Origin of the sequence: Haemophilus sp. SZY H8, assembly GCF_018829755.1 — a bacterium.
GTDB classification, from domain to species: domain Bacteria; phylum Pseudomonadota; class Gammaproteobacteria; order Enterobacterales; family Pasteurellaceae; genus Haemophilus; species Haemophilus haemolyticus_K.
This window is the reverse complement of the sequence record NZ_JAHKJY010000001.1, coordinates 330,132-353,493: the sequence shown is the minus strand read 5'-3', so window position 1 is coordinate 353,493 and position 23,362 is coordinate 330,132. Positions and strand designations below refer to the sequence as shown.

The window sequence follows — 23,362 nt, the reverse complement described above, 5'->3', positions numbered from 1 at the left end:
TAAAATAACTCTTATTCTACTTCATTTTTTGCTTTCGGTAAAACAAGGTTTAAGATGATAGCAACAACTGCGCATAAGCTGATACCTTTTAGTGATACATTGCCCACATCTACAAACATATTGCCGATACCAAATGTCATTACGACAGAAATAATACACAGATTACGTGCTTCGGTAACATCAACTTTTCCACGAATTAAGGTGCTCATGCCCACCACTGCAATTGAACCGAAAACAAGCATCATAATTCCTCCCATTACAATAGTTGGAATTGTTGATAGGAAGGCGCCTACTTTTCCACAGAATGAAATTGCAATAGCCCAAACGGCAGCCCATGTCATAATATTAGGATTGAAATTTCGGGTTAACATTACGGCACCAGTTACCTCAGAATAAGTTGTATTTGGTGGGCCACCCACTAAAGATGCAGCTGCAGTTGCTAAGCTATCGCCTAATAAAGTGCGGTGTAATCCTGGTTTTTTTAAAAAGTCTTTACCGGTAACTGAGCTGATCGCCATAATACCGCCAACGTGTTCTACCGCCGGTGCAATAGCAATTGGCAACATATAAAGAATAGCTTCTAGGTTAAATTCAGGCGCAGTTAATTTTGGTAAGCTAAACCAAGGCGCATCAATCACTGGTTGGAAATTGATTAAACCAAGGAATAAGCATAAAATATAGCCCGCAGTAATACCAAACATAATTGGGATGAGTTTCATCAATCCTTTGGCAAACACTGCTACAGATAAAGTAGTGAGAAGTGTTACCATTGAAACTAATATAGCGTCGTTATACGCATAAACACTATTTTTGCCTAATGACATATCAACTGCCACAGGTGCAAGCCCCATCCCAATAATAATAATCACTGGGCCCACAACAATCGGTGGGAAAATACGTTGTAATGCTTCGGTTCCACGTAATTTTACCAATATACTTAGTGCTAAATATACAAGACCCGCCGATGCTAATCCCCCCATAGTGGTCGCAATCCCCCAAGTCTGAATACCATATTGAATCGGTGCGATAAAGGCAAAAGATGAGGCTAAGAAAATAGGAACTTGTTTGCCAGTGCAAAGTTGGAAGAGTAGGGTGCCAACGCCGGCGGTTAATAATGCTGTATTGGAATCAAGGCCTGTAATTAATGGTACAAGAACGAGCGCACCAAATGCGACGAAGAGCATTTGTAGGCCAACAAAAGATTGTTTAAGTTTACTCTGGTTTTCTACCACGGAAGAATTTTGATGTGTCATTTAGTTTCAACTCTCTGTTTGAATTAACTGAAAGTGCGGTCAATATATTTTTAATATTTTATGCACCGAAAAAAGACGGCATGAATACCGTCTTTTGTTTTGGGATTATTTAGTCCCAAAAATTTTATCACCCGCGTCACCGAGACCCGGAATAATGTAACCATGTTCATTTAGGTGGCTATCAATAGAAGCACAGTAAAGTTCAATGTCGGGATGTGCCGCTTCAAGAGCCTTAATACCTTCTGGCGCAGCGACTAAAACTAATACTTTAATATGCTTACAACCTTTTGCTTTTAAAAGATCAAGGGTAGCAATCATAGAACCGCCCGTTGCAAGCATCGGATCAACAACAATTGCAAGGCGTTCTTCTAAATCGCTAGCTAATTTTTGGAAGTAAGGGACTGGTTCAAGGGTTTCTTCATTACGGTAGATCCCCACTACACTGATGCGGGCGCTTGGTACATGTTCAAGTACACCATCCATCATACCTAAACCTGCACGTAAAATTGGGACAACCGTTACTTTTTTACCTTTAATTCGGTCGATTTCTACTGGGCCATTCCAACCGTTGATCGTTACTTTTTCAGTTTCTAAATCTGACGTTGCTTCGTAGGTTAATAGGCTACCGATTTCTGTTGCCAGTTCACGGAATTTTTTTGTATCAATCTCAGCTTCACGCATCACACCTAATTTGTGTTTAACAAGTGGGTGTTTTACTTCAACCAGTTTCATGTTTACTCTCCTTTTGGCCGTTTAAAAAACAAATTGACGAATTCTAGATTAAAAAAAAGAAAAAAGGTAGCAATTTATGAAAATATTTTAAAGAATACCAAGAATGGAATAGGGACAGCGATAATAATTTGGATAGGCTATAAGCAAAAAGTCCGCGAAAGGCGGACTTTTTTATTATCTTTATTTGTCAGATTTACCCAAGTTATCAAAGAATTTTTTCACACCGTCTAAAAATCCTGAAGATTTTGGTGCGTGTTTACTTAAATCTTTACCTTGTAAACTTTCCTCAAGTTTTTGAAGTAATTCTTTTTGCTCGCTAGTTAAATTAACTGGCGTTTCTACCACAATACGGCAAATCAAATCGCCCGCATAGCCACTACGTGTAGACGCAACACCTTTGCCTCGCATGCGGAATAATTTTCCAGTTTGCGTTTCAGCGGGGATTTTAAGCTTCACTCGGCCATCTAAAGTCGGCACTTCAATTTCACCGCCAAGCGCTGCCGTAGCAAAACTAATCGGTACTTCGCAATATAAGTTGTTACCATCACGTTCAAAAATGTTATGTTCTCTCACGTGAATCACAACATATAAATCCCCTGCTGGCGCGCCATTTTCACCTGCTGCGCCTTTTCCTGCTAAACGAAGTTGGTTGCCCGTATCTACGCCTGCTGGAATTTTTACTGAAAGATTTTCTTTCTTATGAACACGCCCTTCGCCATGACAACTGCGACAAGGTTTTTCAATTTTCTTACCGCTACCATGACAAGTTGGACAGATACTTTCAGATACAAAGAAACCTTGCTGACGACGAATTCGACCAGAACCGTGGCAATGCGGACAAGTTTCCACTTTAGAGCCTTTTTCAGCCCCTGAACCACCACAGCTATCACAATGGGCAAGAGTATTGATTTGAATATCTTTGGTTGTACCTTTTACAGCTTCTTCTAAGGTAATTTCTAAGTCATAGCGTAAGTCTTCGCCACGAACAACGCGTTGACGACCACGGCCACCGCCACCAAAAATATCGCCAAAGATATCACCGAACATATCACCAAAATCAGCACCGCCAAAGCCGCCACCGAAACCACCAGCGCCACCACCTTGTTCAAAGGCTGCATGGCCATATTGATCATAGGCTGCGCGTTTTTGATCGTCGCCTAATACTTCATAAGCTTCATTAATTTCTTTGAATTTTTCTTCTGCTTCTTTACTGCCTTGGTTTTTATCAGGGTGATGTTTAGACGCTAAACGTTTATACGCACGTTTGATGTCGTTCTCACTCGCCCCTTTTTGTAACCCAAGGACTTCGTAGTAATCTTTTTTTGCCATAGTGTTTCCGTATTTTTATTTGCAAATATTTTGTCATTTCTGACCGCTTACATTCGCTATTTTTAGCAATGTGGGCAAATTGAAATGTAAATATCCACTTTTCCATTTGGATAATATTTCTCAAAATCCACTTTATAAGCACGTTTTAATAAGCCTTGCTTTTCTTTATTCCAAATGCGTTGCCACGTTTGAACTACTGATTCATAAGTCGTAGGGAAGATTTCATACCAAGTCAGATCTTCAATTTCAATGGTTGAAAAACTGCCTTCAGTTTTACTTTCTTGAGCAACAGCAACATCATAATAGCCCGTAAAATCCGATTCGTAATTCAGATAAACACCATAATAAGGGGTATTTTGAGGCAATTTTACAAAATTATTCTGCCAAAGCTGTCCAATCTTTTCTGCAGGATTTTCCTTTGTGTTATGCGTACGAATTGTAGCAAGTGGATAAAGTGTAAGTGGCATAACTATTCCTTAAATTTACAAAATTCTGGGTAAATTTGACCGCTTATAACATACTCCCCTCTTTAGCAAAGAGGGACAGGGGAAGATTTGGCAGAAGTAAATTTAGCTCATAAGAAAATTTGATATCGCTATCAAATCTCCCCTAACCCCTCTTTTCTAAAGAGGGGGACTTGTTAGGTACACCAAAAGGGCGTGTTACCACGCCCTTATTTACTTAATCATGAATGAGTTTTTCATATGCTGTTGTAAAACAATCATCGCACGCTGGGTTATCCTGTACCCAAGTTGTAGCTGGAGCATCGCAATATTCACAAGTTTCATCCTCTGGCGGAGGTGCTAATTCATCTTCAAATTCATCATCAGATTCATCAAATTCATTCTCCAAATCCTCTTTCTCATACGAGAAATTATCTTTACTCATCCAATACCCCTTAATAACTATTTATTATCTTTCACTTCTTCAAATTCAGCATCTACCACGCCATCATCTTTTGCTGATGATTGTTGTGGTTGTTCACCACCAGCTTGTTGAGCTTTTGCTTGCGCTGCTTGCATTAACGGTTCAGAGGCTTTAATTACCGCTTCAATTTTCGCTTCAATTTCTGCTTTATCTTCACCTTTTGCCGCTGTTTCAAGCTCAGCGACTGCTGCTTCAATTTTCTCTTTGTCTGCGGCACTCAATGCGTCGCCAGCTTCTGCAATTTGTTTACGTGTTGCGTGAGCAATACCATCTGCTTGGTTACGAGCTTGAACAACTTCCTCAAATTTACGGTCTGCATCAGCATTTGCTTCTGCATCACGCACCATTTGTTGAATTTCTTCATCAGATAAACCAGAAGATGCTTGAATACGAATTTGTTGCTCTTTACCCGTATTTTTATCTTTTGCAGATACGTTGATTACGCCGTTTGCATCGATATCAAATGTTACTTCGATTTGTGGCATACCACGCGGTGCAGGATTAATACCTTCTAGGTTGAATTGACCTAAAGATTTATTATCTGAGGCACGTTTACGTTCACCTTGAAGAACGTGAATTGTTACCGCACTTTGGTTATCTTCCGCTGTTGAGAACACTTGCGATTTTTTGGTTGGAATCGTTGTATTTTTCTCAATTAAAGTGGTCATCACGCCGCCCATGGTTTCGATACCAAGTGATAACGGAGTAACGTCTAATAAAAGAACGTCTTTCACATCACCTTTTAATACACCACCTTGAACTGCCGCACCGATTGCCACCGCTTCATCAGGGTTAACATCTTTACGAGCTTCTTTACCAAAGAACTCAGCAACTTTTTGTTGAACAAGTGGCATACGAGTTTGACCACCCACGAGAATGATATCGTGGATTTCGTTTACACTCTTACCTGCATCTTTTAATACAGCTTTCAAAGACTCAATTGAGCTTGCTACTAAATCTTCTACTAATGCCTCTAATTTTGCACGAGTGATATTTAATGCTAAATGTTTAGGGCCAGTCGCATCAGCAGTGATATATGGAAGGTTCACTTCAGTAGATTGCGCTGATGAAAGTTCAATTTTTGCTTTCTCTGCTGCTTCTTTTACGCGTTGTAATGCCATTGGGTCATTACGTAAATCGATGTTTTGTTCTTTTTTGAACTCATCAATAATGTAATCAATTACACGGTTATCGAAGTCTTCACCACCTAAGTGAGTGTTACCACCTGTTGCCAATACTTCGAAAGTTTGTTCACCATCAAAGTTATCAATTTCGATGATTGAAATATCGAATGTACCACCACCTAAGTCGTAAACTGCGATCACTTGGTTTTCTTTGCTTGAACCTAAACCGAACGCTAACGCAGCCGCTGTCGGTTCATTGATGATACGTTTAACATCTAAACCTGCAATTTTACCTGCATCAATAGTTGCTTGACGTTGTGCATCGTTAAAGTATGCAGGAACAGTAATTACCGCTTCTGTTACAGATTCACCCAAGAAATCTTCTGCCGTTTTTTTCATTTTTTTCAATACTTCAGCAGAGATTTGCGGTGGTGCTAATTTATCGCCTTTTACATTTACCCACGCATCGCCGTTATCTGCACGCACGATTTCGAAAGGCATAATTTTAATATCGCGTTGTACTTCTTCGCTCTCAAAACGACGACCAATTAAACGTTTAATTGCGAATAATGTATTTTTCGGGTTAGTGATTGCTTGACGTTTTGCTGGCTGACCCACTAAGGTTTCATTATCTGTATAAGCAATAATTGAAGGGGTTGTACGTGCACCTTCTGCATTTTCAATTACGCGAGCCTTGTCGCCTTCCATAACTGCTACACAAGAGTTTGTTGTACCTAAGTCAATACCAATAATTTTTCCCATTTTGTACTCCTAGTAAAAATTTTAAAATTCGGGGTTGAACTTATAAACGTCTCAAAATAGCCTCTATCACAAATATTTTTGAAACATCTACAAGCCCTATTTGTTACGAATTGTAAGATGTGGATATTCTTTCGCATTTCAAGAGAAAATTTTAAAAATTTTTTATTTCTTAAAGTGCGGTGATTTCCGTTCTTGTTTTCAAGATAAGTCTCAAATGATGAATTTCAAGGGGAAAATAAAAATTTTCAGGCAAGAAAAAGGGATTTATGATAAATTTGGAGAAAATTTTTACTTTAAAATAGGAAAGAAATAAATGAAAAAATCAAAAATTGCTGCAGGCGTAGTCGTTGCTCTTGCTGCCGTTTGGTGTACTGGTGCATGGTTTACAGGGAAAAAAGCGGAAGAAGAATATTTACATCAACTCAAACAGTTAAATCAACTATTTGCCAAAACCGATGTATTAGAAGAAAGTAAAATTTTTTATAAAAATATAAAATTTGATAGAGGATTATTTGCGTCTCATATTCAAGATCAAATAGAAATTCACAAGGCAAATGAAACGATCATTATTCCTTTATCATCAACGCTTTATCACGGGCCTTTGCCGCTTGATCGTGTGGCGAAACTGAATTTCGTTCCAACCATTTTTTCAAGCCAAACCTTGTTAGGAAAAAATGCAACAACTCAGGTACTCTTTGATATCACAAAATCAGAGAAACCGTTACAACTAAATGTCGCAATGAATTATTCATTAAGCGGTAATGCGGAATTAAAACTTGCATCGGGACAATATCACAATGAGCAATCCAAGGCTGATTTTGATTGGTCAAATGTCGTATTAAATGTTGATTTAGACAAAAATGAACCAAGCAATTATACGCTATCTGTAGATGCATTTAATTCAAATGACCCTAATCGTGCAGTTTCAACGGCTTCATCAATTAAAATAAAAGATCTTGTCGTACAAGGCTCACTACAAAGCACAAAATGGCCATTTATTTATAGTGGAAATATCAATAGTAAAATAGGCTATTTTGAGCAAAATACCGAATCTGCAGAGACTGGGGAAAAATTCTCTCTTATTCAGAAAAACAGCCAAGCAAATTTAACTACACAAGTTCAGGGTGATACAGTAAATATCATCAATAAAACAAATCTGGATGAATTACATATTAACGGTAACAACTTAGGTAAAGTGACCAATAATGTAGAATTCAACCATATTGATGGCAACGCATTACAAGAACTTTTAAATATTTTAGTTGCAATAGGCAAAGCCGACTCAGATACGCCGTTATCTAAAGCATTGGTGCAAAAATTACAACAAGCAGGCATGACCATTGCAAATAATCAGCCTCAAATTAAATTTGCCCCTCTTTCTATTTCTGACGAAAAAGGTAAAGTGGCATTGGATGTAAATATTGCTTTAGTGCCAAACCCTAAATTTGATTTAATGCGCAGCGGCTTATACAAACAATTCAAAGATTTTTCGATCAATTTTGATGTGAATAAAGAAACTGCAATTTCATTATTATCTAAATTTACACCAGAAAACCAAAAGCAAGATTTAGTTCACCGATTTGATGAATTAGTTGTTGATGGTGAAGTGAATGGCATTATCGTAAACACGGACAAAACCGTCACATTAACGCTTGCTTTAGAAAATAACGAATTGAAACTAAACGGTAAGCCAATTCCAGAAGAACAGTTGAAAATGGTACTCTTTATGCTTGCAATGGGGGGATTTGGGAGATAACAAAAACAGGGCGATAAGTTGTCGCCCTGTTTAACTATGAAGTGCGGTAAATATTCCTTATTTTTTTAAGCTAAACGCTCTTTTAAATACCCTTCATAATCAGGCACTTCAATTTCCACATCTTGTTCAAATAAAACTGAAGTTAACATAAAATCTGCGGAGCTTTGATTAATGGCAACTGGGATATTCCACACTGTTGCAATACGCATGAGGGCTTTCACATCAGGATCATGTGGTGCGGCATTCATTGGATCCCAAAAGAAGATCATCATGTCGATTTTCTTTTCTGCGATTAAGCCACCAAGTTGTTGGTCGCCGCCCATCGGGCCACTTAATAAAGATTGAATGCTTAAACCTGTTTCTCGTTCTAAAATATGGCCTGTTGTACCTGTTGCATAAAGTATATGAGGCTTAAGTGCTTCTTTGTGTTTTTGCGTCCAATTCAGTAAATTTTTTTTGCAGCTATCATGAGCCACAAGCGCAATACGTTTGTGTTGAGTGAGCGTTCGAGTCGTTATATGCATGATTGATTCCTTTTTGAAAAAAGTTTGAAAACTTTAAAGCAAAGCCCTATAGAATGCAATGTTTTACTTATGATTTTAATAGGCTTTACGAAAGTCGAGAAAAAATTACCGCACTTTCAAAAGATTACCGATTAACACAGTACTCAACAGGGATATTTGATGAAAATTTACTATCTTTATCTCAAAAAATCTTCTAAAATTTACAAGATTTGTTAAATGTTTGTAAAAAGGCAAGCATTTCTGATATTCGTGTTTAGTGTTTACTAAACTAATGTTCACTTAATTAACAGATAAGGAAAACCTATGTCTGAGATTTTAAAAAATGACGTTGATCCAATCGAAACTCAAGATTGGTTACAATCATTAGATTCTTTGATTCGTGAAGAAGGCGTAGAGCGTGCACAATATATTATTGAGCAAGTTATCGGCCAAGCACGCACCAATGGTGTTTCATTACCTACAGGTGTAACGACCGATTATGTCAATACTATTCCAGCTTCTGAACAACCTGCTTATCCAGGTGATCATGCTATTGAGCGTCGTATTCGTTCTGCTGTGCGTTGGAATGCTATTGCTATGGTATTGCGTAGTCAGAAGAAAGATCTTGACTTAGGTGGCCATATCTCAACTTATCAAGCTGCAGCAACCATGTATGAAGTGTGCTATAACCACTTCTTCAAAGCCGCAACCGAGAAAAACGGTGGCGACTTAATTTTCTTCCAAGGCCATGCTGCTCCGGGTATGTATGCGCGTGCCTTCTTAGAAGGTCGTTTAACTGAAGAACAAATGGATAACTTCCGTCAAGAAGCCTTTACCGATGGTTTATCTTCATATCCACACCCTAAATTAATGCCTGAATTCTGGCAATTCTCTACGGTTTCTATGGGTTTAGGCCCAGTGAACGCCATCTACCAAGCGCGTTTCTTAAAATACTTAGATAACCGTGGATTAAAAGATACCAAAGATCAAAAAGTCTATGCATTCTTAGGCGATGGTGAAATGGATGAAATTGAGTCTAAAGGTGCATTAACTTTTGCGGCTCGTGAGAAATTAGATAACTTAATCTTCACTATCAGCTGTAACTTACAACGTTTAGATGGCCCGGTTAATGGTAACGGTAAAATCGTTCAAGAATTAGAAGGATTATTTACTGGTGCTGGCTGGGAAGTAATTAAAGTTTTATGGGGCAGCGATTGGGATAAATTATTCGCGAAAGATACTTCAGGTAAATTAACTCAGTTAATGATGGAAGTGGTTGATGGCGACTATTTAACTTTCAAATCTAAAGATGGTGCGTATATTCGTGAACACTTCTTCGGTCGTTATCCAGAAACCGCTGCATTAGTTGCAGATATGACGGATGATGAAATTTGGGCATTACGCCGTGGTGCACACGATAGCGAAAAATTATACGCTGCCTATGCAAAAGCACAAAATGCAACGAAACCAGTTGTGATTTTAGCGCATCAAGTTAAAGGTTATAAAATTCCTGAAGCAGAAAGTAAAAATACCGCTCACCAATCTAAAAAAATGTCTTACGAAAGCCTTAAAGGTTTCCGTGACTACTTCGATTTACCATTGACTGATGAGCAAGTAGAAAAATTAGAATACATTAAATTTGCTGAAGGCACACCTGAATACGAATATTTACATGGTCACCGTAAAGCATTAAACGGCTATGTTCCTGCTCGTCGTGCTAAATTTGATGTAGAATATAAAGTTCCTGCATTAGAGGAATTTAAAGCATTATTAGAAGAACAACCTCGTGGTATTTCAACCACAATGGCGTTTACTCGCGCATTAAACATCTTATTAAAAGATAAAAACATTGGTAAAACTATCGTTCCAATGATTGCTGATGAAGCACGTACGTTTGGTATGGAAGGTTTATTCCGTCAAATCGGTATTTATAACCCACATGGTCAAAACTATGTTCCTTCAGATCGTGACTTAGTTGCTTACTACCGTGAAGCAAAAGATGGTCAAGTGCTACAAGAAGGTATCAATGAATTAGGTGCAACTGCATCTTGGTTAGCTGCAGCGAACTCTTACTCTGTCAATAACCAACCAATGATTCCATTCTTCATTTACTACTCAATGTTTGGTTTCCAACGTGTGGGCGATATGATGTGGGCGGCTGGTGACCAATTAGCTCGTGGTTTCATGGTGGGTGGTACTTCAGGTCGTACGACATTAAACGGCGAAGGCTTACAACACGAAGATGGCCATAGTCATATTCAAGCAGGTATCATTCCTAACTGTGTCACTTACGATCCATCATTCGCATTCGAAGTTGCAGTAATTATGCAAGACGGTATTAACCGTATGTACGGCGAAAAACAAGAAGATGTATTCTATTACATGACAACATTAAATGAAGTCATGGATCAACCGGCTATGCCTGCTGGTGCGGAAGAAGGTATTCGCAAAGGTTTATATAAATTTGAAACCGTGGAAGGTAAAAAAGGCAAAGGCCACGTTCAATTGTTAGGTTCTGGTGCTATCATGCGTCATGTTCGTGAAGCGGCACAAATTCTTGCAAAAGATTATGGTGTCACCTCAGATGTATTCTCTGCGCCTTCATTCAATGAATTAGCCCGTGAAGGTCACGATGCAGCACGTTGGAACTTATTACACCCAACAGAGACACAACGCGTACCATACGTTGCTCAAGTATTAGCTGATTTACCAACCGTTGCTTCAACTGACTATGTTAAAGCATACGCAGATCAAATCCGTGCATTCGTACCAAGTCGTCATTATCATGTGTTAGGTACAGATGGTTTCGGTCGTTCAGACAGCCGTGCAAACTTACGTGAACACTTCGAAGTTGATGCACGTTATGTTGTGGTTGCTGCACTTTCTCAATTAGCGAAAGAAGGTACAGTATCTAACCAAGTTGTTGCAGATGCGATTGCAAAATTCGGTTTGAATGTAGATCGTATCAATCCGCTTTACGCGTAATTGATGAAAACTGCGGTCAAAAAACATCGTGTTTTATGACCGCACTTTAAAAGGAACAAAAAAATGTCAAAACAAATTCAAATTCCTGATATTGGTAGTGATGAAGTTACAGTAACAGAAGTCATGGTAAACGTAGGCGATACCATCTCTGTTGATCAATCTATCATTAACGTTGAAGGTGATAAGGCTTCAATGGAAGTGCCTGCACCAGAAGCGGGTGTTGTAAAAGAAGTTTTAGTCAAAGTCGGTGATAAAGTCACAACAGGCACCCCAATGCTCGTATTAGAAGCCGCAGGCGCTGCACCAGCGGCTGAAGCACCTACTGCACCAGTAGCCGCTGCCGCGCCAACTGCATCGGCTGTTGTTGAAGTAAACGTACCAGACATCGGTTCTGATGAAGTAAACGTGACTGAAATTATGGTTAAAGTAGGTGATAGTGTTGAAGTTGATCAATCAATCATCAATGTTGAAGGCGATAAAGCTTCAATGGAAGTTCCAGCACCAATCGCAGGTGTGGTGAAAGAAATTTTAATTAATGTTGGCGATAAAGTTTCAACCGGTAAACTCATCATGAAATTTGAAACTGCATCAGCTGCTCCAGTTGCTGCATCAGCACCAGCTCAAACAGCTGCGCCTGTAGCTGCCACAACATCTGCAATTAAAGATGTGAATGTGCCTGATATTGGTGGTGATGAAGTCAATGTAACTGAAATTATGGTTGCCATTGGTGATACTGTTTCAGAAGATCAATCATTAATTACCGTTGAAGGTGATAAAGCATCAATGGAAGTTCCTGCTCCATTCGGTGGTGTAGTAAAAGAAATTCTCGTGAAATCTGGTGATAAAGTATCGACTGGTTCATTAATTATGCGCTTTGAAGTAGCGGGCGCAGCGCCAGCTGCGGCAACATCTGCGCCAGCACCACAAGTTGCATCGCCTGCGCCAGCGGCACAACCTGCTCAATCTGACAATGTATCAGGCTTAAGCCAAGAACAAGTGGTGGCAAGCGCTGGCTATGCGCATGCTACTCCAGTTATTCGTCGTTTAGCACGTGAATTTGGCGTAAACTTAGATAAAGTAAAAGGTACAGGTCGTAAAGGTCGTATCGTTAAAGAAGATATCGAAGCTTATGTGAAAACAGCAGTTAAAGCTTATGAAAGTGGTGCAACAGCACAAGCTGCTGGCAATGGCGTAGCGAATGGCGCTGGCTTAGGCTTATTACCATGGCCAAAAGTTGATTTCAGTAAATTCGGTGAAGTAGAAGAAGTCGAATTAAGCCGTATCAATAAAATTTCAGGCGCTAACTTACATCGTAACTGGGTAATGATTCCACATGTTACTCACTTCGATAAAGCAGATATCACGGATTTAGAAGCATTCCGTAAAGAACAAAATGCGTTAGCAGAAAAACAAAAACTTGGAGTGAAAATTACTCCAGTTGTGTTCATTATGAAAGCAGTGGCAAAAGCATTAGAAGCGTATCCACGTTTCAATAGCTCAATTACCGAAGATGCTCAACGCTTAATCCTGAAAAAATATATTAACATTGGTGTCGCAGTAGATACGCCAAATGGCTTAGTCGTGCCTGTATTCAAGAACGTGAACAAAAAAGGCATTATCGAACTTTCACGTGAATTAATGGAAGTATCGAAAAAAGCCCGTGAAGGCAAATTGACTGCATCTGATATGCAAGGTGGCTGTTTCACTATTTCAAGTCTAGGCGGTATTGGTACAACTCACTTTGCACCAATCGTAAATGCACCAGAAGTGGCAATCCTTGGTGTGTCTAAATCATCGATGGAACCAGTATGGAATGGTAAAGAATTTGCACCACGCTTAATTCTTCCAATGTCATTATCATTCGATCACCGTGTCATTGATGGTGCAGATGGTGCACGATTCATCAGCTATATCGGTGCTGTATTAGCAGATTTACGCCGTTTGATTATGTAATAACGCCCCTTTCTTCTAATTAGAAGAAAGGGCGTTTTAGCAAATTCCTTATGATCGCAAAACAGTGCGGTCAATATTTTGAACGTTTTTACGAGGTAAAAATGAGTAAAGAAATTAAAACCCAAGTCGTCGTACTTGGTGCTGGCCCAGCAGGTTATTCTGCGGCGTTCCGTTGTGCGGATTTAGGTTTAGAAACTGTATTAGTTGAACGTTATTCAACTCTTGGTGGGGTATGTTTAAATGTAGGTTGTATCCCATCCAAAGCATTATTGCACGTAGCAAAAGTGATTGAAGAAGCAAAACACGCAAGTAAAAATGGTATTTACTTTGGTGAGCCAAGAATTGATTTAGATGAAGTTCGTGCGGGTAAAGAAGCGGTTGTCGCTAAATTAACCGGTGGTTTAGCGGGTATGGCAAAAGCACGCAAAGTCACTGTTGTTGAAGGCTTAGCAGCATTTACTGATCCTAATACTTTAGTGGCGCGTGATCGTGATGGTCACCCAACAACAATCAAATTTGATAATGCTATTATTGCAGCAGGTTCTCGCCCAATTCAATTACCTTTCATTCCACATGAAGATCCGCGTATTTGGGATTCAACAGATGCACTTAAATTAAAAGAAGTACCTAAAAAACTTCTTATTATGGGTGGTGGTATTATCGGTTTAGAAATGGGGACGGTTTACCATGCATTAGGTTCAGAAATTGAAGTGGTAGAAATGTTCGACCAAGTTATCCCTGCCGCGGATAAAGATGTTGTAGCAATTTACACCAAACAAATCGAGAAAAAATTCAAGTTAATGCTTGAAACCAAAGTGACTGCTGTTGAAGCAAAAGATGATGGTATCTACGTTTCAATGGAAGGCAAAGCATGCAATGATACCAAACGTTATGATGCAGTACTTGTTGCGATTGGCCGTACACCAAATGGTAAATTGATCGATGCTGGTAAAGCAGGTGTTGAAGTAGATGATCGTGGTTTCATTCATGTTGATAAACAAATGCGCACCAATGTGCCACATATCTTTGCCATCGGCGATATTGTTGGTCAACCAATGTTAGCGCACAAAGGTGTTCACGAAGGCCACGTTGCTGCAGAAGTCATTGCGGGACAAAAACACTACTTCGATCCTAAAGTAATTCCATCCATTGCTTATACCGAACCAGAAGTGGCTTGGGTAGGTAAAACAGAAAAAGAATGTAAACAAGAAGGTTTAAACTACGAAGTCGCTAAATTCCCTTGGGCAGCATCAGGCCGCGCTATTGCTTCTGAATGTTCAGAAGGTATGACGAAATTAATCTTTGATAAAGATACTCATCGTGTACTTGGCGGTGCAATCGTCGGTTCTAACGGTGGTGAATTATTAGGTGAAATCGGTCTTGCCATCGAGATGGGTTGCGATGCAGAAGATATTGCATTAACTATCCACGCTCACCCAACTTTACACGAGTCTGTTGGTTTAGCTGCGGAAGTATTTGAAGGCTCAATCACTGACCTTCCAAATGCAAAAGCGAAGAAAAAGTAATTTTTTAAGTACAAGAAAAAGCGAGTGTTAAACTCGCTTTTTTATATCAGTAAAGCCAATGTTATTTTTTAACATGGGGCGTTAAGATTTTAACGGTGAAATTGATTGATAACCTATGAATACATTTGAGATTAAGTAAAACTATGCGAAAATTGACCGCACTTTAAGACTTTTGTCGTGTCGAAAAGGAACCGACCGATAGACAGTTGCCTATCTTTCTTCAATTTAATACGGCTTGGATGCCGTTTTGTTAATGGTTTTTACAATGAAAAAAGCGCATTCCCCTTTATTCCCCATCTTCACTTTCGTGTTGATTAATCTCATCATCCTTTCCTTATCCCGTTTGGGACTTGCTATATGGCAATCAGAGCGTGTGTCTGCCGTAGATGGCTGGTTGCAATTATTTCTGCAAGGCGTACGAATGGATGTTGTGGCACTCTGTTATTTATTTGGTGTACCTGCATTGCTCACAACGTTATTTCATAGCAGCAAAGTTTGGGTAAAAATTTTACGCATTTGGTTAACGCTTGGCAGTGTGTTTATTATCTTTATGGAAATTGCCACACCTGCCTTTATTGAAACCTACGATTACCGTCCAAATCGCTTATTTATCGAATATCTGATTTATCCGAAAGAAGTTTTTTCAATGCTTGCTGAAGGGCATTTAAGTGCGGTCATTTTTAGCCTTGTTTTCACTATTTTAGCTGCCGTGATTTATTGGAAAATTTCTGGTTGGGCAGTCAAAAATTTACGCTCAGTGAGTTGGAAACTTCGTCCTGTGATTGCTTTGCTTGTTATTGTAGTGAGTTTCCTTGGGGCGCGTTCAAGTTTTCAACACCGCGGTATTAATCCCGCTATGGTGGCATTTTCTTCTGATGCGTTAGTGAATTCTTTGGTGCTTAATTCGGGCTATTCCGTCATTTATGCGGCACAGCAATTTAAAGATGAAGAAAAATCTTCAGAAATGTACGGAAAAATGGATGCAGATGAAATGTTTCGTATTGTTAAAGCAAGCCGTGGCCGCCCAGACAGCGATTACATTTCAGATAAATATCCAACTTTAACGAAAAATATCGCGACTTATCAGGGGAAACCTAAAAATATCGTGATTTTGCTACAAGAAAGTCTCGGTGCTCAGTTTATTGGTACACTCGGTGGCAAACCACTTTCTCCAAATGTAGATCAGCTCGCAAAAGAAGGGTGGTTATTTGAAAATCTTTATGCAACAGGTACGCGTTCAGTGCGCGGTATTGAAGCAACAACCGCAGGTTTTACTCCAACGCCAGCTCGCGCAGTGGTGAAACTTAATAATGCCCAAAGTGGTTTCTTTACTATTGCGGATTTATTACATAAACAAGGTTATAACACTTCCTTTATTTATGGCGGTGAAAAGCACTTCGACAATATGGCGAGCTTTTTCTACGGCAATGGTTTTAAAGATATTTGGGATCAACAAGATTACCAAAATCCAACATTTACTGGCACTTGGGGCGTGAGTGATGAGGATTTATTTGATAAAGCCAATGAAACCTTCACGAAATTACAAAATGAAGGTAAACCGTTTTTTAGTTTAGTGTTTAGCTCCAGCAATCACGATCCATTTGAATATCCAGATGGCAAAATTGAGCTTTATGAGCAACCAAAAGCCACTCGTAATAATGCAGCAAAATATGCGGATTATGCGTTAGGTCATTTCTTTAAAATGGCAAAACAGTCTAATTATTGGAAAGATACGATTTTCTTAATTGTTGCGGATCACGATTCTCGTGTAGGCGGAGCAAGTCTTGTGCCAATTAAGCATTTCCATATTCCAGCCTTGATTCTTGGTGATGGAGTTGCGCCACGTCGTGACAGTCGTCTTGTGAGCCAAATTGATATGCCAACCACGTTACTTTCTTTAGCCGGCGTAAGTGGCAATTATCCAATGATTGGTTTTGATTTAACGCAAGATGTAAACCCAGATCGTGCCTTTATGCAATATGATCAAACTCAAGCAATGATGAAAGGCAATAATGATGTGGTAATTCAAATGCCAAATAAAGCAGCGCAAGGTTATCATTATGATAAAGCTTCAGAAACTTTAACGCCAAAAGACGTACCTGATGCGATGAAAAAAGAGGCATTGGCTCACGCTTTATTAGGTAGTTATTTATATAAGAATCGCTTGTATTCTTCAGGTGAAAATAAATAAACAGAACGCCAGCTTAAGCTGGCGTTTCTTTTAGTTATCAAAAACAAACTGTTCACGTAATTGATGTAATTGATCGCGAATTGTCGCGGCTTTTTCAAATTCCAAATCTTGCGCAAATTTATACATTTGTTGTTCCAGTTTTTTGATTTGTTGTTGATATTCTTTGGCATTTTTCGGTGCATTATAAAGTGCGGTTGGTTCTGCCGCCATTTTTCCACGTTGTTTATTGGCTTTCGCTTTTTGGTTTGCACCTTGCCCAATATCTAACAATTCACCGACTTTCTTATTTAATGCTTGTGGCACAATGCCATGTTCTTCATTGTATTTGGTTTGTTTTTCACGACGACGATTGGTTTCGGTAATGGCTTTTTCCATCGATTTGGTGATGCTATCCGCATATAAAATCGCTTTACCATTTAAGTTTCGTGCAGCTCGGCCGATGGTTTGGATTAAAGAACGTTCAGAACGTAAAAAACCTTCCTTATCGGCATCTAAAATCGCCACAAGAGACACTTCCGGAATATCTAAACCTTCACGTAATAAGTTAATTCCAACCAATACATCAAATTCGCCTAAACGCAAATCACGGATAATTTCGACGCGTTCCACGGTATCAATATCAGAATGTAGATAACGCACACGAATCCCGTGTTCATCTAAATAATCTGTTAAATCTTCCGCCATTTTCTTGGTGAGTGTTGTCACTAAAACACGCTCATTTTTATCCGCTCTTTGGCGAGCTTCGGAAAGTAAATCATCTACTTGAATTGAGACTGGACGAATTTCAATGAGCGGATCAAGCAAACCAGTTGGACGAACCACTTGATCGATGATTTCACTGCCTGATTTTTCTAATTCATAAGGCCCTGGTGTTGCGGAAACATAGATGGTTTGTGGAGCTAAGCGTTCAAATTCCTCAAAGCGTAACGGACGATTATCCAATGCTGACGGTAATCGGAAACCATATTCGACTAAGGTTTCTTTTCGCGAACGGTCGCCACGATACATTCCGCCAATTTGAGGCACAGTCACATGAGATTCATCAATAATTAAAATCGCATCAGAGGGCATATAATCGAATAATGTTGGTGGTGGCTCGCCCTCATTTCTGCCTGACAAATAGCGAGAATAGTTTTCAATGCCCGAGCAATAGCCCAATTCATTCATCATTTCAATATCAAATTGGGTACGTTGGCTGATGCGTTGTTCTTCTAACAGTTTGTGCTCTTTAATGAAGTATTCACGGCGTGATACCAGTTCTTTTTTGATATTTTCTATCGCATCTAAAATACGTTCTCTTGGTGTCACATAGTGAGTTTTAGGATAGATCGTAAAACGTGGTACTGCACCAAAACTACTGCCAGTGAGCGGATCAAATAAACTTAAACGCTCGATTTCATCATCAAATAATTCAATACGCACCGCACGATCATCAGATTCCGCAGGGAAAATATCAATAATTTCTCCACGAACACGGAAAGTTCCACGCTGAAATGCTTGATCATTGCGGGTATATTGCAATTCCGCTAACTTGGCTAAAATTTGGCGTTGGTCGATAATGGCACCTTGTTGTAAATGCAACATCATTTGTAAATAGCTATCAGGATCACCCAAACCATAAATTGCAGAAACTGAAGCTACCACGATAGTATCTCGACGTTCTAGAAAAGATTTCGTCGCAGAAAGACGCATTTGTTCGATTTGATCATTAATAGACGCATCTTTTTCAATGAAGGTATCACTGCTCGGCACATAGGCTTCTGGCTGATAATAATCATAGTAAGACACAAAATATTCCACCGCATTTTCTGGAAAAAAGGCTTTCATTTCTGCATAAAGCTGGGCTGCAAGGGTTTTATTCGGTGCAAGTAACATTGCGGGGCGATTTAATTGGGCAATTACGTTGGCAATAGTAAACGTTTTTCCCGAGCCAGTTACACCGAGCAAAGTTTGATGCGCCAAACCATCAGTTAAATTTTCAGCTAATTTTTCGATAGCTTGCGGCTGATCGCCAGAGGGACGAAAGTCGGAATGCAGAATGAATGGTTTTGTGTTGATTTTTTCAGACATAAAGTGCGGCCGGTTTTTTCATAGTTTTGAATAATGTCTATTTTAGCATATTTAATGTGTAAAATTGATCAGGCAAAAATCTAAGTTTTACACAGACTTAGTGATGTCAAGAGGAAGATGTCACAAATTCATAAAAAAAACTTTAATTTTTTACTAGACAAAATTTAACTTATTGATTTTAAATTAAAATTTAATTTTAGGCTAATCTGTAATCAAGATCGAACAATCCTTGTAAGAACAAGGGATCCGCAAAATTTTAAAAAGTTAATCCACAAAGTTATCCACAGGCTCTGTGGATAGAAAAATAAATATTAGGTGGTATAGAAAAGATGAGAAATTTTTTTGTTTTTTATGAAATTTTTTTTAATTTTTCATTGACAAGCTAACTATCGACCATTAAAATTCGCGCCCTATTCCTTGTGATACAAAGTTTATTCCTCCTTAGTTCAGTCGGTAGAACGGTGGACTGTTAATCCATATGTCGCTGGTTCAAGTCCAGCAGGAGGAGCCAATTTTTCTTTTGGTTTAGAGTTTGTTTGTCTCCTTTTACAAATTCTAAATTAGCAACCAAAAGATTTTGAGCCCATCATGTTGATGGGCTTTATTTTTAACTTCAAAATAGGATTTTGCTTCCGCCAGTTGAGATGGTTGTGCCATATAACAAGCTCAAGGCAAAAAACAGCATTATTCCACCTGCGATTAATTTCACGATACTTTCGCTTTTTCCCTTTATATGTTTTGAGCTATACCAACGCCCTAAGTGAATTGCGGTATTTCGCGCATAACGAACAATCCCCGCGAAGGCTGACAGCATAAGTCCTGTGCCGAAAGACATGGCCAATACAGCTAAAATTCCCCAGCCGTAAAGATCAAGCATATAAGCTAAAAATAAAACGAAAATTGCACCGCTACATGGTCGCATGCCAATTGTTAAAATCACGAGAAATTGTGATTTTAGATTGGTTGCTTGTGCAGTTTGCGTGGGGCTTGGCAAATGTTGGTGTCCACAGCTACAAGTGTTTGGCTGAAAAGTGCGGCTATTTTTCACCGCACTTTTTTCGTATAGGGGGAGGGGATTTAGGGATTTAATGGTTAATTTAGCTTTTTTACGATAGGCACGTAAGCCTTGCAAAATCCAATAACAGCTGAGAAATACTAATAATAGCAAGGCAGTTCTTTCTAACCAAAGCTGACTTAATTTGAAATAACGTGATGATAGATTTAGCACTACAACGAGCAATGTTGTTGCTGTAATCGCGACAATGCCTTGCATTAAGGAAGAAAGTAAACTCAAGATAGTACTTTGTTTTAATTGGCTTTCATGAGTGGAAAGATAGCTAGCAATAATAAATTTGCCGTGTCCTGGCCCGAGGGCATGAAGTACGCCGTAAACAAAGCTGGCGAAAATAAGTGTGATGCCTGCTTTGATACTATTATTTTGAATTTGGTGTAAATTTTCCGAAATAAGCTGATTAAAATCTTTTTGCCATGCAGCAATATGTAAGAAAAACCAAGGGGAAAAATAGCCAAGTAAGGCGAGTGCAACCACTAATAACACGAGCCCTTTTTTATATTTTTTCATTTCTACTCACATTGAATTATTATTTTTTGTGCGAACATCACACCTAAGGAATCATCTTCGTTCTTTTGGGATTTATCAAGTGAAGATGCGTAGGCTTGGATTTTTTCATTCACATTAGGTTCAATTAATTTTCCTTGGCAATTTTTCGGAAGTGTGGAAAAATCTACCGCACTTTTTGAAGTGTAAGTCATCGCCACATAATAAGTAGGATCGTAGGTTTGTAAGCTAAATGTGTTTTTTTCTAAATTTTGAGAATGGGCGAGTGGCACATCAAAATAATATTGTAGCTGCAATCCTTGAATTTTTACCCCGTAATTTTTGGGGTGAGGAGAATATTTTATTTTGTTATGCTGATTGTCATATAAATAGCTGAAATAATGTTCACTCACAACATTTCCCATAACATCATCAATAAGTTTCTGTTGCTCATTTTTTGTTTTAGCCTGTTTCATATCATAAATAACTGCGGATGAACTTGCTTCATCGAGTGTCCATTTCATTGATAAGCCAGCGAGTTGATTATTTTCTATGATAGGCGTGGTTTGCATATCAATAAATGCATGGGGGTGAGCTAAAACACCATAACTAAAGAATAGACCGAGTAATAATGAATACGTTTTCACAAAAAATCCTATTATTTTGAACGTTAGCATTAGAATTTGTTTATTCTACACGCAAAAACGAATTTTTCTGTCAAAAATGTTGATGTAAATCAAAAAAACTCTCAATAGCATTTCCTTTACCTTTCAATATTCAGTAACATAGCCTCGTCAAGTGATTGCTTGATATTCATAAAGTTCCTAAATAAAATAATCATAAATATAGCTAAACTACTTTCCTGCCACCCATTTCGGGTGGTTTTTTTTATCTATTATTTGCCTATTGTTAGGCAAATAAAGAAACTTCAAGTAAAATGACCGCACTTTTTTATTAGATAAAGGATAAATATGTCAACTCAATTTGTATATACGATGCATCGTGTCGGTAAAGTGGTGCCGCCGAAGCGTCATATTTTGAAAGATATTTCTTTAAGCTTTTTCCCTGGCGCGAAGATCGGGGTTTTGGGTTTAAATGGTGCGGGTAAATCAACCCTTTTGCGCATCATGGCGGGCGTAGATAAAGAATTTGAAGGGGAAGCTCGTCCACAGCCAGGAATTAAAATCGGTTATCTTCCACAAGAACCAAAATTAGAACCGCAACAAACCGTGCGTGAAGCTGTAGAAGAAGCAGTTTCAGAAGTGAAAAATGCACTGACTCGTTTAGATGAAGTGTATGCGCTTTATGCGGATCCAGATGCGGATTTTGATAAATTAGCCGCAGAACAAGCGAACCTTGAAGCCATTATTCAAGCGCATGATGGGCATAATTTAGATAACCAATTAGAGCGTGCGGCAGATGCGTTACGTTTACCTGATTGGGATGCCAAAATCGAACATTTATCTGGTGGTGAGCGTCGCCGTGTGGCACTTTGTCGATTATTACTCGAAAAACCAGATATGCTCTTATTAGACGAACCAACTAACCACTTAGATGCAGAATCGGTGGCATGGTTAGAGCGTTTCTTACATGACTACGAGGGCACTGTTGTCGCAATTACTCACGACCGTTATTTCTTAGATAATGTAGCTGGTTGGATCTTAGAGCTTGACCGTGGTGAGGGTATTCCTTGGGAAGGCAACTATTCTTCTTGGTTAGAGCAAAAAGAGAAACGCTTAGAGCAAGAACAAGCAGCTGAAAATGCGCGTCAAAAATCCATTGCGAAAGAGTTGGAATGGGTGCGTCAAAATCCAAAAGGCCGTCAAGCGAAAAGCAAAGCACGTATGGCGCGCTTTGATGAGTTGAACTCTGGCGAATATCAAAAACGAAATGAGACTAACGAACTCTTTATTCCACCTGGTCCACGCTTAGGTGATAAAGTGATTGAAGTGCAAAACTTAACCAAATCTTATGGCGACCGCACTTTAATTGATGATTTATCTTTTAGTATTCCAAAAGGTGCAATCGTAGGGATTATCGGGGCAAATGGTGCAGGTAAATCAACCTTATTCCGTATGCTTTCTGGACAGGAACAGCCAGATAACGGCACAATTACGATGGGTGAAACCGTGGTGTTAGCCTCTGTTGATCAGTTCCGTGACTCAATGGATGATAAGAAAACCGTGTGGGAAGAGGTCTCTAACGGCCAAGATATTCTGACTATCGGCAACTTTGAAATTCCAAGCCGCGCTTATGTAGGGCGTTTCAACTTTAAAGGTGTAGATCAACAAAAACGAGTGGGCGAATTATCGGGTGGTGAACGTGGTCGTTTACACTTAGCTAAACTTCTACAACGTGGTGGAAACGTGCTGTTATTGGACGAACCAACCAATGATTTAGACGTTGAAACCTTGCGTGCCTTAGAAAATGCAATTTTAGAATTCCCAGGCTGTGCAATGGTGATTTCCCATGACCGTTGGTTCTTAGACCGTATCGCAACGCATATTTTAGATTACGGTGATGAAGGCAAAGTGACATTCTACGAAGGTAACTTCTCAGACTACGAAGAGTGGAAAAAGAAAACCTTAGGCGATGCAGCGACTCAGCCGCATCGTATTAAATATAAACGTATTGCGAAGTAATTTATATTGAGAAAGTGCGGTTGATGTTGACCGCACTTTTCTTACTTTTTT

16 protein-coding genes and 1 tRNA gene are annotated in these 23,362 nt (G+C 39.1%); 7 read left to right on the top strand and 10 right to left on the bottom strand.

Going from position 1 to position 23,362, the window contains the following annotated elements:
• Positions 1-11: 11 nt before the first annotated feature.
• From KKW16_RS01685 to dnaK, 6 genes are all read right to left on the bottom strand, one after another.
• Positions 12-1,253 (bottom strand): nucleobase:cation symporter-2 family protein, encoded by a 1,242-nt coding sequence (locus tag KKW16_RS01685; RefSeq protein WP_140449797.1) that lies wholly within the window; start codon positions 1,251-1,253, stop codon positions 12-14.
• A 105-nt stretch (positions 1,254-1,358) separates the two neighbouring features.
• Positions 1,359-1,985, bottom strand: a complete 627-nt coding sequence (upp, locus tag KKW16_RS01680; RefSeq protein WP_005634809.1) for a uracil phosphoribosyltransferase — start codon at positions 1,983-1,985, stop codon at positions 1,359-1,361.
• A 180-nt stretch (positions 1,986-2,165) separates the two neighbouring features.
• On the bottom strand, positions 2,166-3,314 hold the full coding sequence (gene dnaJ, locus KKW16_RS01675; protein WP_065246038.1) for a molecular chaperone DnaJ: 1,149 nt from the start codon (positions 3,312-3,314) through the stop codon (positions 2,166-2,168).
• 62 nt (positions 3,315-3,376) lie between these two features.
• The gene (locus tag KKW16_RS01670; protein WP_215767850.1) at positions 3,377-3,781 is read right to left on the bottom strand and encodes a GyrI-like domain-containing protein; all 405 of its coding nucleotides are present in this window, start codon (positions 3,779-3,781) and stop codon (positions 3,377-3,379) included.
• 214 nt (positions 3,782-3,995) lie between these two features.
• Positions 3,996-4,202: a hypothetical protein gene (locus tag KKW16_RS01665; protein ID WP_215767849.1), complete on the bottom strand. Its 207-nt coding sequence runs from the start codon at positions 4,200-4,202 to the stop codon at positions 3,996-3,998.
• Between the two features lie 17 nt (positions 4,203-4,219).
• Positions 4,220-6,127: a molecular chaperone DnaK gene (gene dnaK, locus KKW16_RS01660; RefSeq protein ID WP_215767848.1), complete on the bottom strand. Its 1,908-nt coding sequence runs from the start codon at positions 6,125-6,127 to the stop codon at positions 4,220-4,222.
• 313 nt (positions 6,128-6,440) lie between these two features.
• On the opposite strand from dnaK, the gene KKW16_RS01655 reads away from it, so the two are divergent.
• Positions 6,441-7,883: a YdgA family protein gene (locus KKW16_RS01655; RefSeq protein ID WP_215767847.1), complete on the top strand. Its 1,443-nt coding sequence runs from the start codon at positions 6,441-6,443 to the stop codon at positions 7,881-7,883.
• Between the two features lie 65 nt (positions 7,884-7,948).
• On the opposite strand, the gene mgsA is transcribed toward KKW16_RS01655, so the two are convergent.
• A complete protein-coding gene (gene mgsA / locus KKW16_RS01650) occupies positions 7,949-8,407 on the bottom strand; it encodes a methylglyoxal synthase (RefSeq protein ID WP_048954058.1) in 459 nt (152 codons plus the stop codon).
• 303 nt (positions 8,408-8,710) lie between these two features.
• Between mgsA and aceE the strand changes: the two genes are divergently transcribed.
• From aceE to KKW16_RS01630, 4 genes are all read left to right on the top strand, one after another.
• Entirely contained in the window at positions 8,711-11,371 is a 2,661-nt protein-coding gene (gene aceE, locus KKW16_RS01645; RefSeq protein WP_111407253.1) for a pyruvate dehydrogenase (acetyl-transferring), homodimeric type, read from the top strand.
• Between the two features lie 63 nt (positions 11,372-11,434).
• Positions 11,435-13,324 carry a pyruvate dehydrogenase complex dihydrolipoyllysine-residue acetyltransferase gene (gene aceF / locus KKW16_RS01640; RefSeq protein WP_106013361.1) on the top strand — a complete coding sequence of 630 codons (1,890 nt, stop codon included), beginning with the start codon at positions 11,435-11,437 and terminating at the stop codon, positions 13,322-13,324.
• Between the two features lie 101 nt (positions 13,325-13,425).
• Positions 13,426-14,850 carry a dihydrolipoyl dehydrogenase gene (gene lpdA / locus KKW16_RS01635; protein WP_111407254.1) on the top strand — a complete coding sequence of 475 codons (1,425 nt, stop codon included), beginning with the start codon at positions 13,426-13,428 and terminating at the stop codon, positions 14,848-14,850.
• 265 nt (positions 14,851-15,115) lie between these two features.
• Positions 15,116-17,041: an LTA synthase family protein gene (locus KKW16_RS01630; RefSeq protein ID WP_164994205.1), complete on the top strand. Its 1,926-nt coding sequence runs from the start codon at positions 15,116-15,118 to the stop codon at positions 17,039-17,041.
• Positions 17,042-17,071: 30 nt separating this feature from the next.
• Here KKW16_RS01630 and uvrB read toward each other — a convergent pair whose 3' ends face one another.
• Positions 17,072-19,111 (bottom strand): excinuclease ABC subunit UvrB, encoded by a 2,040-nt coding sequence (gene uvrB / locus KKW16_RS01625; RefSeq protein WP_106013359.1) that lies wholly within the window; start codon positions 19,109-19,111, stop codon positions 17,072-17,074.
• 435 nt (positions 19,112-19,546) lie between these two features.
• On the opposite strand from uvrB, the gene KKW16_RS01620 reads away from it, so the two are divergent.
• Positions 19,547-19,622, top strand: a tRNA-Asn gene (locus KKW16_RS01620).
• Between the two features lie 102 nt (positions 19,623-19,724).
• On the opposite strand, the gene zevB is transcribed toward KKW16_RS01620, so the two are convergent.
• Positions 19,725-20,693, bottom strand: a complete 969-nt coding sequence (zevB, locus tag KKW16_RS01615; RefSeq protein ID WP_106013358.1) for a zinc transporter permease subunit ZevB — start codon at positions 20,691-20,693, stop codon at positions 19,725-19,727.
• A 2-nt stretch (positions 20,694-20,695) separates the two neighbouring features.
• Positions 20,696-21,316 (bottom strand): zinc transporter binding subunit ZevA, encoded by a 621-nt coding sequence (gene zevA / locus KKW16_RS01610; RefSeq protein ID WP_106013357.1) that lies wholly within the window; start codon positions 21,314-21,316, stop codon positions 20,696-20,698.
• Positions 21,317-21,640: 324 nt separating this feature from the next.
• On the opposite strand from zevA, the gene ettA reads away from it, so the two are divergent.
• Complete coding sequence (ettA, locus tag KKW16_RS01605; protein ID WP_106013356.1) at positions 21,641-23,311, top strand: energy-dependent translational throttle protein EttA; 1,671 nt, start codon at positions 21,641-21,643, stop codon at positions 23,309-23,311.
• Positions 23,312-23,362: the final 51 nt, after the last annotated feature.